12 protein-coding genes are annotated in these 12,583 nt (G+C 71.7%); 2 read left to right on the forward strand and 10 right to left on the reverse strand.

Going from position 1 to position 12,583, the window contains the following annotated elements:
* Position 1 precedes the first annotated feature (1 nt).
* On the forward strand, positions 2–382 hold the full coding sequence (locus N790_RS10165; protein WP_043803873.1) for an HU family DNA-binding protein: 381 nt from the start codon (positions 2–4) through the stop codon (positions 380–382).
* Between the two features lie 90 nt (positions 383–472).
* Here the strand turns inward: N790_RS10165 and N790_RS10170 are convergent, their stop codons facing one another.
* The 8 genes from N790_RS10170 to N790_RS15305 all read right to left on the reverse strand — a co-directional run bounded on the left by N790_RS10170 (position 473) and on the right by N790_RS15305 (position 7,026).
* A complete protein-coding gene (locus N790_RS10170; RefSeq protein WP_043803875.1) occupies positions 473–997 on the reverse strand; it encodes a GNAT family N-acetyltransferase in 525 nt (174 codons plus the stop codon).
* Positions 998–1,033: 36 nt separating this feature from the next.
* The gene (locus N790_RS10175; protein ID WP_043803877.1) at positions 1,034–1,333 is read right to left on the reverse strand and encodes a hypothetical protein; all 300 of its coding nucleotides are present in this window, start codon (positions 1,331–1,333) and stop codon (positions 1,034–1,036) included.
* A 272-nt stretch (positions 1,334–1,605) separates the two neighbouring features.
* Positions 1,606–3,366, reverse strand: a complete 1,761-nt coding sequence (locus N790_RS15295; RefSeq protein ID WP_052385858.1) for a sensor domain-containing diguanylate cyclase — start codon at positions 3,364–3,366, stop codon at positions 1,606–1,608.
* A gap of 22 nt (positions 3,367–3,388) precedes the next feature.
* Positions 3,389–3,685, reverse strand: a complete 297-nt coding sequence (locus N790_RS10185; protein WP_043803879.1) for a hypothetical protein — start codon at positions 3,683–3,685, stop codon at positions 3,389–3,391.
* A gap of 13 nt (positions 3,686–3,698) precedes the next feature.
* A complete protein-coding gene (locus N790_RS10190) occupies positions 3,699–4,511 on the reverse strand; it encodes an SAM-dependent methyltransferase (protein WP_211251983.1) in 813 nt (270 codons plus the stop codon).
* Positions 4,512–4,560: 49 nt separating this feature from the next.
* The gene (locus N790_RS15300) at positions 4,561–5,082 is read right to left on the reverse strand and encodes a GNAT family N-acetyltransferase (protein WP_052385859.1); all 522 of its coding nucleotides are present in this window, start codon (positions 5,080–5,082) and stop codon (positions 4,561–4,563) included.
* A complete protein-coding gene (locus tag N790_RS10200; RefSeq protein ID WP_043803882.1) occupies positions 5,083–6,246 on the reverse strand; it encodes a pepsin-like aspartic protease in 1,164 nt (387 codons plus the stop codon).
* A gap of 75 nt (positions 6,247–6,321) precedes the next feature.
* A complete protein-coding gene (locus tag N790_RS15305; protein ID WP_052385860.1) occupies positions 6,322–7,026 on the reverse strand; it encodes an energy transducer TonB in 705 nt (234 codons plus the stop codon).
* 181 nt (positions 7,027–7,207) lie between these two features.
* On the opposite strand from N790_RS15305, the gene N790_RS10210 reads away from it, so the two are divergent.
* On the forward strand, positions 7,208–8,827 hold the full coding sequence (locus N790_RS10210) for an HD domain-containing phosphohydrolase (RefSeq protein WP_043803884.1): 1,620 nt from the start codon (positions 7,208–7,210) through the stop codon (positions 8,825–8,827).
* A 70-nt stretch (positions 8,828–8,897) separates the two neighbouring features.
* Here N790_RS10210 and N790_RS10215 read toward each other — a convergent pair whose 3' ends face one another.
* Positions 8,898–10,670, reverse strand: a complete 1,773-nt coding sequence (locus tag N790_RS10215; RefSeq protein ID WP_043803885.1) for a hypothetical protein — start codon at positions 10,668–10,670, stop codon at positions 8,898–8,900.
* On the reverse strand, positions 10,667–12,583 hold a 1,917-nt coding region (locus tag N790_RS16450), incomplete at its 5' end, for a hypothetical protein (protein WP_043803887.1). The genes N790_RS10215 and N790_RS16450, both read right to left, overlap by 4 nt.

Consider the following 12,583-nt stretch of genomic DNA (forward strand, 5'->3'; position numbering starts at 1 on the left):
AATGGCTACCAAGAAAGCTGCGAAGAAGAAGGCTGCCCCGAAGGCCGCTGCCAAGCCGGCCGCGCCGAAGCCGATCAAGGAAGCCCTGACCAAGTCGGGCCTGGTGTCGCACATCGCCGAGTCCACCGGCGTCGCCTCGAAGGACGTGCGCGCCGTGATGGCCGCGCTGGAAGGCGCCGTGCACGGTTCGGTCAGCAAGAAGGGCGCGGGCAGCTTCACCCTGCCGGGCCTGCTGAAGATCACCGTCGTCAACGTTCCGGCCAAGCCGAAGCGCAAGGGCATCAACCCGTTCACCAAGGAAGAGCAGTGGTTCGCCGCCAAGCCGGCCACCGTCAAGGTGAAGGTGCGTCCGCTCAAGAAGCTCAAGGACGCCGCGGCCTGATACGGTCGTTGCACTGACGCCGCGCCCGCCGGGCGCGCGCGTCGCGGAAAACACGGGGTGGGCACGCGCGAGCGGCCCGCCCCGTTTTTTTCAGGCCCCGCCGGCGGGATTGTCGATGCCGTAGACCACGAGCGCCTGGCCCCCCACGGGCTGCAGTCCCTGCGAGTGCATGCCGAGCGATTCCAGCAGCCGGCGCGAGGCCAGGTTGCCCTCGTTGACGATGGCCAGCAGGCGCGGCATGCCCAGCGGGCCGAAGGCATGCGCCAGCGTCGCGCGCGCCGCCTCGGCGGCCAGGCCGCGGCCGCGCCAGGCGGGCAGGAAGGCGTAGCCGAGGTCGGCGTGCTCCAGGAAATCGCGTCGCACCAGCCCGCACATGCCGGCGAGTTCGCCGCCGGGTTTCATCTCCACCGCCCACAGGCCGTAGCCGTGTTTCGCATAGCTCGCCGCCGGGCCGGTGGCCAGGTAGGCGCGCGCGTCGTCCTCGCTGCGCACGCCGCGGTCGGCGATGTTGGCGATGAAGTCGGGGTCGTTGAGCAGTTCCAGCAGGAACGGCGCGTCGCCGTCGTGCAGTTCGCGCAGTCGCAGGCGGGGCGTTTCGGGAAGCGGGTGCGGCATGGGCGGCTCCGTGGGGCCGCCCGATTATGCCGTGGCTTACGGGCGGGCCAGCGTCACCAGCTGCATGTTGCCAAGATCGGCAACCTGGCGCTGTTCCGGCGGCGAGTTGCGGTCGTTGCGCACCACGTTCGCGACCAGGTTCTTCTCGTCCAGGCGGACCGTCTCGCGCACGACGATGCGGAACGTCACCGTGGCCGAGGCGGCGACGCGGCCGCCTTCGGGCTGCACCGCCAGCTGGCCCTGGGCGAAGGCAGGCGCGGACATCGCCAGCAGCAGCGCGGCGACGGCCGCGAGGCGGGGGAGGTGGGGGCGCTTGAACTGGCGATTGGCGTTCATGCTGCTGCTCCGCTGGAGGGGGGCCGGGCTTCCATCGGGGAATCCCTGATCCGTGGTGAGCAGTCTAGAAAGCGCCCTAACTTGTTGATGCGTAACGCCTCACAGTTGGCAACTGTGGGAGGTTGCGCACACTTCCATGCGTTTTGCGGGGCGCCTGCACGCTTTGCGCGGGGCTTGGGTCACAGTTCCGGGGTCATTCGCCGGAAAGGACAAAACGCGGGCTGAACGTGCTGGTCTTCCGAGCAACGCGGGCGCAGGCGCGCCCCGGCCAGTCAGGCGGTCGGAACGGCGCCCGGGGCGGTGTCGAGGCCGTGCACGTGCACGCGGTCGCGGCCTTCGCGCTTGGAGCGGTACAGGGCGTCGTCGGCGCGGCTGAGCAGGGTGAGGAAGTCGTAGCCGCAGCCGCGCGTGCCGGCCACGCCGAAGCTGGCGGTGATGCGGAACACGTGGCCGGTGGGCGCGGTGTCGATGGCGGCGATGCGCTTGCGGCACTCCTGCGCCAGCGCGATGCTCGAACCCAGGTCGCAGCCGACGAGCAGGAAGGCGAACTCCTCGCCGCCCAGGCGGCCGAACCGGTCGTGCTTGCGGCAGATGGCGCTGCAGGCGTCGGCCACCTGCTTGAGCACCCAGTCGCCCACGGCATGGCCGAAGCGGTCGTTGATGGCCTTGAACTCGTCGAGGTCGAACATCACCAGGCCGGCGTCCTCGCCGTCCTTGCGGCAGTACTCCAGCGCCTCTTCGGCGCGGCGGCTGAAGTGCATGCGGTTGGAGATGCCGGTGAGCGCATCGGTTTCGGCCAGGCGCCGGAACAGCAGCTGCGCCTTCTTGGTGCGCCAGGCCCAGAAGGCGATGGTGCCCAGCAGGCCGGCCAGCAGCGCCACCAGCAGCAAGGTGTTGCGCTGCTGCTGCGCGTCCACCTGCTGCTGCAGCTGCAGCACCTGGTTCTGGCGGCTGAGCAGTTCGATGGCCTGGGTCTTTTCGCGGGTTTCGCCCATGACCTGCTGGTAGGCGTAGGCACGCGCCTTCACTTCGTCCACGTAGGCCTGGTTGGCGTCGAAGTAATTGATGTGGTGCGCCAGCGCCGCGGCGGTGTCGCCGCGCTGGAGTGCGCTTTCGAACAGCACGCGATAGGCGGTGACCAGCGGCGCCGAGCTGGACATGGAGGCGCCCTGCGACAGCGTGCGCCGGGCGTGGTGTTCGGCGCTGCCGAAGTCGCCGGCGGCGAGGTAAATCGCGGCCAGCGTCGAATGCACCTCGCCGATCAGGCGCGGATAGCGCGTGGCCTCGACCTCGGGCAGGAACTGGCTGAGGAAGACCACGGCTTCGTTGCGGTCGCCCAGGTCGGCCATCTGGCGGGCGCGGTAGGCGCGCGCGTAATTGATGAAGATGGGTTCGCCGGCGGCGACGCACTGGCTGATGAGCGCATTGAGCTCGTCTTCGCGGTCCTTGAGCTGGCCGAGGTTGTACCAGGCCTCCATTCGAAGGGCGCCGGCAAAGCAGGCGGTGCGCGGGCTGGGCGAGTCGCCCAGCATGAGTTCGGCGTAGCGGATGCCGTCCTCGTAGCTGCCCACGTGGTTGCTGATGGAACCGCCGGCCGCCCAGGCGTGGTGGCGCAGTTCCGGGTCCTTGATCTGGTCGATCAGGGCCAGGGTCTGGTTGAGATAGCGCAAGCCCTCGGCGAAATCACGCGTGGAGGCGTAGGAGTTGACGATCAGCGAGCCGGCACGGAAACGCACGCTCACGTCCCGGCTCTTCTCGAACAGCTCCTTGGCGGCCTGGATGCCCAGGTCGTAGCGGCCGCTGTAGGACAACTGGTAGGCCTTGAGGTAATCGAGCTGCTCGCGCTGCGCGGCGCTCGCCGAGCCGATGCTGGCATTGAGCTGGCCGAGCAGCGCTTCGAACTGCTTGGGCTCCGAACTGCGCACGGCCTCCGCCTGCCGCAGCATGGCCTCGAACGCGGGCGAGGCCAGCAACCGCGGCGGCGCCAGGAGCAGCGCCGCCGCGGCCAGGCCGATGGCGAACTTGCGGATCATCGTTGCCTGCGCAAGCCGCGCCTCAGTGCAGGCCGATGCGGCGGACGGATTCCTTGCGGTCGTCCTGGTCCGGCTGGTCGCTGTCGTCCTGGTCGTCGTCCTTCTTGTTGTCGTCGTCGGCCGGGAAGAGCATGCAGGTCATCGCCAGGCGCCCGCCGAGCAGCGTGTTGAGCGCCTCGTGGTCGCGTGCCAGCAGCGCCTCGCGCGGCGCGTCGTCCAGGCCCAGGGCGTCCACCGCGGCGGCGAACTCCTCGCCCTCGAGCCGCGACAGGGCCGCGTTCTTGCCCATCTGTTCCAGGAACATGATCACGTTCGACATCCGATTTCCCCTTTCAAGTGGTGGTGGTTTCGTCGCGTCGCGCGGCGTCGTCGAGCAAGGCCAGGCGGGCGAGCAGTGCCTCGTTCCTGCGCAACGGCGTGGCCGGCGGCAGGACCAGGGTGGAATGCGCCGCCAGCGATGCCGCCGGCAGGTCGCGAAGGGCCAGTGTTTCGATCCGCGGCGACTGCAGCGGCGACGTCGCGGCTTCGTAGACGGTGCACTCGTGGTCCAACGGATAGTCTTCGGCCAGCAGGTCAACCAGCACCTGCCGATAGGCGGCGGGCGTGGAGAAGCGGCGGTAGCCGCGGTCGCCGGCGACGCCGGGCTGCCAGACCACCAGGTAGGCGCTGGTGTCGATGCGGCGCTGGTAGAACATCAGCTGGCTGGCTTCGTAGTGCTGGCAGCCCGTTTCGCCGGGGTCGATGCCCAGGTCGGCGTACAGGCAGTCCTCGGCGGAGATGCCCGGCTCCATGACCGCGTCGAAACCCTCGCGGCGCGCCTGCGCCACGGCACGGTGCGGCGCCTGCGCGAACACGCCGGGGTGGCCGTAGAAGGCGCCGCAGACGGTGCTGCCTGCGCGCACTTCGGCCAGCATCACGTCGACCATTTCTCGGTAGGTATCGGTGCGCGGCTTGCCTTCGCGGTACAGCGGCTGCAGCGAACGCACGTCCCGGTTCATCTGCTGCACCCAGAGCTCGACCAGCGGGTCGGAGACCGCGACGAACACGACGTCGGCCTGCTCGATGTGGCTGCGCGCGCGCGGCGCGAGGTGTGCGCCAAGCGTCATGCCCAGTCCCACGCACGCGAGGCTGCCCCGCTTCCCCATGTTCTCCGGTACCCCTGCCGATAGCCGCCCGAGCGTAGCCGAATGTGCGTTACTTGTCGCCTTGCAGGGCCTGCCAGCGCGCGCGGGAAAGCCGCCACCGCACCGGGTGCGGGCCGTCCTGCCGCGGCGCCGGCTCGAAGCCCAGCCGCCGCATCAATCCTTCCGCCAGGCCATGGCCGTCGGCATGGCGGGTGTGCAGTGACACCAGGCCGAGCTCCTTGAACGCGTGTGCGGCCAGCAGGGCGAGGGCCTCGGTGGCGTAACCCTGGCCCTGGCGTGCGGGTGGGATCATGGCGCCCACCTCCGCGCCGCCCAGGCCGTCCGGGTCAAGTCCGACCAGGCCGAAGGCCTGGGTTTCCGGCGGCCGGACCAGGGTCCAAACGCGCGCCGTTGGCCAGGGGCGAGTGGAGGCGGCAAGCGCGGCGTCGAAGGCGCGACGTGCCCGCTCCCCGGCGGCGGGCGGCAGGACGTGGCGCATGGTGTCCGGGTCGGCATACAGCCCGGCATAGAGCGCGGCGTCGCCAGGCGACAGCGGGCGCAGGTGGAGCCTGGGGCCGGCCAGCGTGTCCATTCAGCCAGGTTGCCGGGCGTCGGCGAAACGCACCACGCCCAGCCCGCCGCCCGCGCTGCGGTCGAACACGGCGTAGCGCCCCGCGAACAGCGGCAGGCCCAGGATGGATTGGCGGGGGAAGTGCGGCAGCTGGCCCATGAGCAGGCACAGCCGCTGCCCGGTGCGCAGCGCATTGCCCGGCCAGTAGTGCGAGGCGGGGATGCGCAGCACGCTGTCGCGGCCGTCCGGTGCTTCCAGGCCCAGGTGCAGGTCGGGCCAGTGGCGCGGGTCCACGTTGCCCTCCGGCAGGCCGGCGCCGGCGGCGAGGGCGTGCCGGGCCTTTTCGATGAGCCCCGGGAAGTTCGGATTCCTTCGACCCAGCGACGCCAGCAGCGCTTGCCAGGTGCCCGCTTCGAACACGAGGAAGCTGCTGCCGCTGTCGAGCAGGGCGTTGCTGTAGTGCGTGGCGGCGTCGCCCGGCGCAAGCGGCGGCACCGGGATCGGGTCGTCGTCGCCGACGCGCAGCCAGCGCAGGTTCGCGTTGTAGTACAGGTCGTGCAGGATGCGCACGTCCTGGAAGCCGCCGCGGTAGAGGTGCTGCTGTTCGCTGCCGCCGCCCAGCACCAGCGTGCCGCGGTTGAGCGGGTCGGCGGCGCGCTGGTGGGCCGTGGCAGCGCTTTCGCGCGCATGGGCTACGGCGCGGCCGACGCTGAGCGCGAAGCGGTTGGCCACCACGCCTTCTTCCTCCAGCGCGGTGAAGGCGGGCGTGAGCCAGGTGCGTGGCGCACCGGGCGCGCCGGCGGCCACACTGGCCGGGTCCAGGCCGGCGTAGGCCAGGCCCCAGAAGCCGTCGGCGTCGCGCAGGAAGGACGTGTCGGTTTCTATCAGGGCGAACAGCGCATCGTCGATGGCGCGGGCGTGGCGGCCGTGGCCGATGGCCAGGCGCGAGCGCAGCACCGGCCCGGACCAGGCGCCGCCGCCATATCTGATTTCCTGCACCCAGGGCGTGGGCTGCCGCGCGCGGTCGCGTTCCGGCTGGTAGGCGCGGGGCGTGACGGCCAGGGTGCTGCTGCCGGTGTCCAGGACCAGCTGTGCGGTGTCGCCCTCGCTGCCGAACGCGGCGGCGACGGTGTAGGCGCCCTGGGCGTAGGCGAGGGTGGTTTCGAGTTCGATGCCGGCGGCCATGGCCGGAGCATAGCGGCGCGCCAAAAGGAAAGGGCGGCCCGGAGGCCGCCCTTTGGATGCGCGTGGAAGGATCGCTCAGTTCGAAACGATCGCCAGCTCGCTGGTGATGCGCGCCGCCGGTTCGATGGCCACGGCCACCGAGGACGGGGTGAAGCGCTGGCCGGCGGGACCCTGCCAGTCGCAGGCCTGCGGCTGCGCCGAGTGGGCGCGGAAGCACACCGGGATCATCACCGCTCCAGCCACGGCCTGGCCGTTGGCGGTTTCGGGGATGAAGCGCCAGTGCTTGGCGGCGGCGCGGGCGGCTTCGGTGAACTCGCGCTTGGGGCTGGAGCCCGGCTGGGTGGCGACGCCGCGCACCCGGCCCTGGGTGTCGAGCTTGAGCTTGAGCACCACCAGGCCGCCTTCGCCGCGGCGCAGGGCGGCGGCCGGGTAGCCGGGCGAGGTCATGGAGGCGATGGCCGGGCCGGTGGTGGCCGAGACGATGCGCGCCAGCGAGGGGTCGAGGCCGGGCGCCGACACGCCCAGGCGCAGGAAGGTGCGGGTGGGCACCGGCTGGCCGTCGAGGTGGGCGGGGCGGAAGCTCCAGCCGCGCACCTCGGTTTCGATGCGGGTCTGCAGTTCCGGGCTGTCGAGCGCCGGCTGCGGGGTGAGCGAGACGATCTGGCCGGCGCGGTCGAGTTCGAGCGCGTAGGTCAGGTTGAAGTTGCTCTCGGGCGGGGCGTCGCTGGCGGCGGCGACGCCGGCCGAGAGGGCGAACAGGCTGGCGATCAGGAGTTTCATGGGTGCCTCCGCGGCGGGGTGGTGGGGCCTACCACCCGGACGTTACTGCCGCATGACAGCCCCGGCTAGCACCAAACCATGAATTTTTCGTGACATTCCAAAGCCTTGCCTCCGGCATTTGCACCCCGGGGCCTTTGCCGGCAGTGTTTCCGGCATTCCCGCCGCCCGCCCGACGACCGCCGTGAGCACCGACTCCGAGATCCTCAGCCGCCTCGAGACCCTCAATGCCATCGGCGTGGCCCTGTCGCACGAGCGCGACCTGGCCACCCTTCTCGAACGCATCCTCGAGGCCGCCCGCGACTTCGCCGACGCCGACGGCGGCACGCTCTACCTGGTCGAGGGCGACCACCTGCGCTTCGAGGTGCTGCGCAACGATTCGCTGGGCTATTTCATGGGCGGCCGCCACGGCGCGCCCATCCACTTCCCGCCCATCGCCATGCACGGCCCGGACGGCCGCGCCAACGATTCGATGGTGGTGGTGCACGCGGCCCTGACCGGGCGCACGGTGAACATCGCCGATGCCTACGACGCCGAGGGTTTCGACTTCAGCGGCACCCGCGCCTTCGACGCGCGCACCGGCTACCGCTCGCAGTCCTTCCTGACGGTGCCCATGAAGGACCACGACGGCCACGTCATCGGCGTGCTGCAGCTGATCAATGCCAAGGACAAGGCCGGCGCCATCCGGTCCTTCGACGGCGCCATCCAGCAGCTGGTGGAATCGCTGGCCTCGCAGGCGGCCATCGCGCTCAACAACCGCCGGCTCATTGACCAGCTCGAGGCCCTGTTCGAGGCGCTGATCAACCTGATCAACACCGCCATCGACGAAAAATCGCCCTACACCGGCGGCCACTGCGAACGCGTGCCGGCGCTGACCAACCTGCTGGCCGACGCGGTGGCGCGCACCACGGTGGGCCCGCTGGCCGACTTCACCATGGACGAGGCCGACCGCTACGAGCTCAAGATCGCCGGCCTGCTGCACGACTGCGGCAAGATCACCACGCCGGTGCACGTGGTGGACAAGGCCACCAAGCTGCAGACGCTGTTCGACCGCATCGAGCTGGTGGACACGCGTTTCGAGGTGCTCAAGCGCGACGCCGAAATCGCCCACCTGCGCGGCGAGCTCGACGCCGCCGCCTACGCCGCGCGGCTGGAGCAGATCGAAGACGACCGCGCCGCCGTGCGCCAGGCCAACACCGGCGGCGAATTCATGGACGACGACCGCATCGAGGCGCTGCGCCGCATCGCGCGCCATAGCTGGCGCGGGCCGGATGGCCGCGAGCAGCCCTTCCTGTCGGCCGACGAGCTGGAGAACCTGTGCATCCGCCGCGGCACGCTCAACCACGCCGAACGCGAGATCATCAACCACCACATCACCATGACCATCCGCCTGCTCGAGGCGTTGCCCTGGCCCAAGCACCTGCGCAACGTGCCCGAGTACGCCGGCGGCCACCACGAGCGCATGGACGGCAAGGGCTACCCGCGCGGCCTGACCCGCGAACAGATGAGCGTGCAGGCGCGGGTGATGGGCATCGCCGACATCTTCGAGGCGCTCACTGCCAGCGACCGGCCCTACAAGCCGGGCAAGACGCTGAGCGAATCGCTGTCGATCCTGGGCCGCATGAAGCTCGACCACCACGTGGACCCGGACCTGTTCGACGTGTTCCTGCGCGAGCGCGTGTACCTGGAATACGCCGAGCGTTTCCTGCCGCCCGAACAGGTGGACGCGATCGACTGGCACCGCATTCCTGGCGTGTCGCCCGAACTGGCCGCCGAGCTCACCGCCCGCGACGCCGCGGGCTAGCGGAAAGATTTTGTAGGAGCGGCTTCAGCCGCGAAGCTCTTCGCGAGAAGCTTCGCGGCTGAAGCCGCTCCTACAGGTTCAAGGCGGGGCGGCGGCGTTCCAGCCACCACAGCGCGCTGCTGAGCAGCAGCCAGGCGACGAACCAGGGCCAGCGCGGGCTGGGCACGGGTGCGGGTTCCGCGGTAGCGGTGTTGTCGCCGGCCACCAGCGCCAGCGTCGCGACTTGGTTCTCGCGCGCCGCCATCGCGGGCAGTTCGGCGGGGTCGCGCACGAGCAGCGGCAATGCCTGGTCGTCCACAAGCACCGCGTGCCGCCCCGGCTGCGCCGGCCAGAAGCCTGCGCAGCGCGCGTGGCCGGTAGCGGGGTCGGGCCAAAGCGCGGATTCCGTGCCGTCGGGCGCACGCACGCGGGCACCCTCGGGCAGGCCGCAGAGCGCGACGCGCTGGTTGAGCCAGGCATGCGTCGGCAGCTCCGGCAAGGCGGCTTCCGTGCCGCGCGCCAGGGTGTCCACGGCGTTCGCCCAAAGCTGGCCGTAGGCGCTGCGTCGGCCGGCCAGCCACAGCCGGTAGCTGTCCGACAGCGTCCACAGCGCCACGCGGCCGCGGCCTTCGGGCCGCCACAGCGCCAGCGCCGCGCCGTCGCCGGCGCGCAGCAGCACGGCGCCATCCGCGGCCGACAGTGCCAGCGCGCGGCGGCTGAGCAGGGGCGCCACGTCGGCGGCGCGGGTTTCGGCGTCCAGCGCCACAGTGGCGTCGGCGTGTTCGGTGCCGGGCAGGCGCACGCCGCGGGCGATGTCGGCGGTTTCCGCCTGCAGGCCCCAGGTGCGCAGCGCGGCGTGGTCGGCCGGGGTCAGTTCGCCGGTGATCCGGAGCAGGACGCCCAGGCCTTCGCGCATCGCGGCCTTCAGCGTGGCCCGGCCGCCTTCGCCCAGGTCGCGCCAGGTGCGTTCGTCCAGCAGCACCAGGTCGAATTCGGACAGCGTGGCCGCAGTGATCGGCAGCGGCGGGTCGCCCAGCTCCACGCCGCCGCCGAGGCTGATCACGCTGTGCAGGCGCAGGCCGGCGTCCACCGCCCAGCGGCGCAGGTATTTCACTTCCGGCGACGCGCCGCCGGCGAGCAGCAGCACGCGGCGTGGCGCGGCGTCGCGCACCTGCAGGGGCAGGGCCAGCGATTGCGTGACGGTGTCTTCGGCGTTGTGCAGTTGCAGCGTGTAGTCCACCTGGCCGGGCAGGCCCGCGGTGGTGGCCAGCGTGAAAGCGCCGGTGTCATCGAGTTCGGTGCTTGCGACCACGGCGTCGGCCGGGTCGCGCAGTTCGGCGCGGCCGCCGGCCAGGCCGGTGGCGAGGCCGCGCACTTCCCACTGGCGGCCGGTGACGACGCTCACCGGCGCCTCGAGCGCCTGCAGGCCGTCGGGCAGCGGCGTGGGTTCGAAGGCCAGCGCCCGGCCGCGCGCCGCATCGTGGTCGCGCGCTGGCAGGCCCTGGCCGAGCACGCGCACCGGCGAACGCCCGGCGTGGCGGCGCAGCGCGGTGCCCAGGTCAGGCACGCGTTCGGCGTTGGCCACGTCGCCGGCTTCCGGCAGCGCCACCCGCACGTCGCCGGGCGCCAGGTCCGCTGGGGTTTCCGCGCCTGCCGTCAGCACCACCAGCGCGCCCTCGCGGCCGGGTTGAAGCGGCGGAAACAGAACGAAATACAGCAGGGCCGCGCTGGCCGCCTGGCCCGCGAAGCGCAGCAGGAAGCGCGGCCAGGGCAGCGTGCCCGCGCGCAGCTGCCACGCCAGGCGGGCGCCCGACAGCAGCACGACGGCGGTGAGCGCGAGCGCGACCAGGTTCGGCAAGCTCATGGCGACGGTTCCTCCGTGAGCGCGTCGAGGTAGGCAGCGCCCGCGGCATCCGGCGCGGCGCGCGGCGCCACGCCGGCCACCGGCGCCGGCAGCAGCGGCCAGAGCAGGGCGCGCAGGCGCTGGCGGTGTTCGCGGCTCTCGGGCTTTGCGCGCAGGGCATCGAGCGCCGCCACCAGCGACAGCGGGTCCTCGAGCTTGGTTTCGTTGGCCTGCAGCCAGTCGGCGAACGGCGGCAGGTCCAGTGCGCCATCGCCTTCGAGCGCGCGCCACAGCGCCGGCACCGGCGAATCCTTCGTTTCCGCGGGCACCAGGCCCGTGCGGCGATCACCCAGGCCTTCGCGCTTGCCGGTCATGCGCCGCGCTTCGTCGATCGGCGGCAGTTCCAGGCCCACGCGCGCGAGGTAAATGCGGCTGGCCTGCTGCACCTGCTTGATGAAACCCAGCGCGCGGTAGGCGTGTGGCAGCGCGCGCGCCGGTTGGCCCTGGCGCAGTTCGCCTTCCGACGACCACATGGCGTCCAGCGCCTGCTTGAGCAGGGCGCGGGTTTCCGGGTCGAGCAGGGTGGCGGCCTCGGCGTCGTCGTGGGTGTGGCCGTATTCCTCGAGCACGCTGATGGCGCTACCCAGCGCCGCGCCGCCTTCGTCGCCGTGGTCGTGGCCGTCGTCCTCGGTGTGTACTTCGCCGTCCTCGTCCGGCGGCGCTTCCGGCTGGCCGGCGTTTTCTTCGCCCAGGAACTGGCCGTAGCGCATGCGCAGGATGCGCTGGTCCACGCCGATGGCGTCGGAGCGGTCGAGGAAGGCGTCGGCGGCCAGGCGGCCCTTTTCCGCCACCAGCGCCTCGGCGTCGATGATGATCTGGCGCTGGCTGCGGAAATAGGCCGGCAGCGTCTTCTTCACCAGGCCTTCCATGCCGGTGGATTCGCCGCTCGGCGGCATCGGCCAGCGCAGGATCAGGCTGGCGCTGCGCGCGCGCTGCGGCGCCGGCGCACGGTTGTCGGCCACTTCCAGGCGCACGATCAGGTCGTCGCCTTCCGCCAGTCCAAGCGAGGCCAGGTCGAGCGACTGGCGATAGCGGCGCAGCTTGGGTTCGCCTTCGCCGCGCAGGGCCAGGCTGCGTTCGGTCACCGTCACCTGTTCGCCGCTGCCCTGCGCCAGCGTCACCTGCAGGCGCGCGGGGCCGAGGCCGTGGTCGTCGTTGGCTTCGAATTCCAGCGCCCACTGCCGCTGGCCTTCGCTGCGCAGGCTGAGGCTGCGTTCGGGCGCGATGACGCGCAGCTGCGGCGGCTGGTCGGGCTGGGCGTCGAGGCGGTGCAGGGTGTCCTCCTGCAGCGGCAGCGGGCCGGTGGGCACGAGGCGGTAGAGCGTGGAGCGCGTGAGCGTGTGTTCGGCGATCCAGTCGTCGCCCTCGCGCTTCATCGGCAGCGTGCTGCCGTCGTGCAGGCGCAGCGCCAGCCCCTCGGGCTGGGGCGTGAAGCGCAGCCGCCAGCGCAGGCGCGCGCCCTCGGGCGCCTGGGCCGAGAGCGAGGTTTCGGTGCGCACGGGCAGGCCGGTGTAGGCGGGCGGGGCGATGTCGAGCTGGCTGGCGACCAGCGCGAGGTGCGTGGCTTCGTCGTTCGGCGTTTCGATGGCCGCGCGTTCGGCGGCGGCGCGTTCGCCCGGCGTGGCGGGCCACAGCAGCAGGGCCGCGGTGGTGGCCAGGCCGGCGAGCCAGGCCAGCGTGAGTGCACGCGCGGGCCAGTTCGCGCGAAGGTCCAGCTTCGGCGTGGCGGCGAGGTGGTGCTCCAGCCGCTCGCGCTGCAGCTGCTGCAGCGGGCCGAGGGCGGTGGTGTCGGCGAACAGCAGGTCGGCGCTGTCCTGCATGCCGGGGTCGGCGTTGAGCCGGCGCGCGGCCCAGCGGGCGTCGAGCGCGCGCCG

Origin of the sequence: Arenimonas malthae CC-JY-1 (assembly GCF_000747075.1) — a bacterium.
Classification (GTDB): Bacteria; Pseudomonadota; Gammaproteobacteria; order Xanthomonadales; family Xanthomonadaceae; genus Arenimonas; species Arenimonas malthae.

Excerpts from the sequence above, each read along its gene's own strand:
- N790_RS10165 (WP_043803873.1), top strand. The coding sequence starts at position 2 with ATGGCTACCAAGAAAGCTGCGAAGAAGAAGGCTGCCCCGAAGGCCGCT.
- N790_RS10170 (WP_043803875.1), bottom strand. The coding sequence starts at position 997 with ATGCCGCACCCGCTTCCCGAAACGCCCCGCCTGCGACTGCGCGAACTG.
- N790_RS10175 (WP_043803877.1), bottom strand. The coding sequence starts at position 1,333 with ATGAACGCCAATCGCCAGTTCAAGCGCCCCCACCTCCCCCGCCTCGCG.
- N790_RS15295 (WP_052385858.1), bottom strand. The coding sequence starts at position 3,366 with ATGATCCGCAAGTTCGCCATCGGCCTGGCCGCGGCGGCGCTGCTCCTG.
- N790_RS10185 (WP_043803879.1), bottom strand. The coding sequence starts at position 3,685 with ATGTCGAACGTGATCATGTTCCTGGAACAGATGGGCAAGAACGCGGCC.
- N790_RS10190 (WP_211251983.1), bottom strand. The coding sequence starts at position 4,511 with ATGGGGAAGCGGGGCAGCCTCGCGTGCGTGGGACTGGGCATGACGCTT.
- N790_RS15300 (WP_052385859.1), bottom strand. The coding sequence starts at position 5,082 with ATGGACACGCTGGCCGGCCCCAGGCTCCACCTGCGCCCGCTGTCGCCT.
- N790_RS10200 (WP_043803882.1), bottom strand. The coding sequence starts at position 6,246 with ATGGCCGCCGGCATCGAACTCGAAACCACCCTCGCCTACGCCCAGGGC.
- N790_RS15305 (WP_052385860.1), bottom strand. The coding sequence starts at position 7,026 with ATGAAACTCCTGATCGCCAGCCTGTTCGCCCTCTCGGCCGGCGTCGCC.
- N790_RS10215 (WP_043803885.1), bottom strand. The coding sequence starts at position 10,670 with ATGAGCTTGCCGAACCTGGTCGCGCTCGCGCTCACCGCCGTCGTGCTG.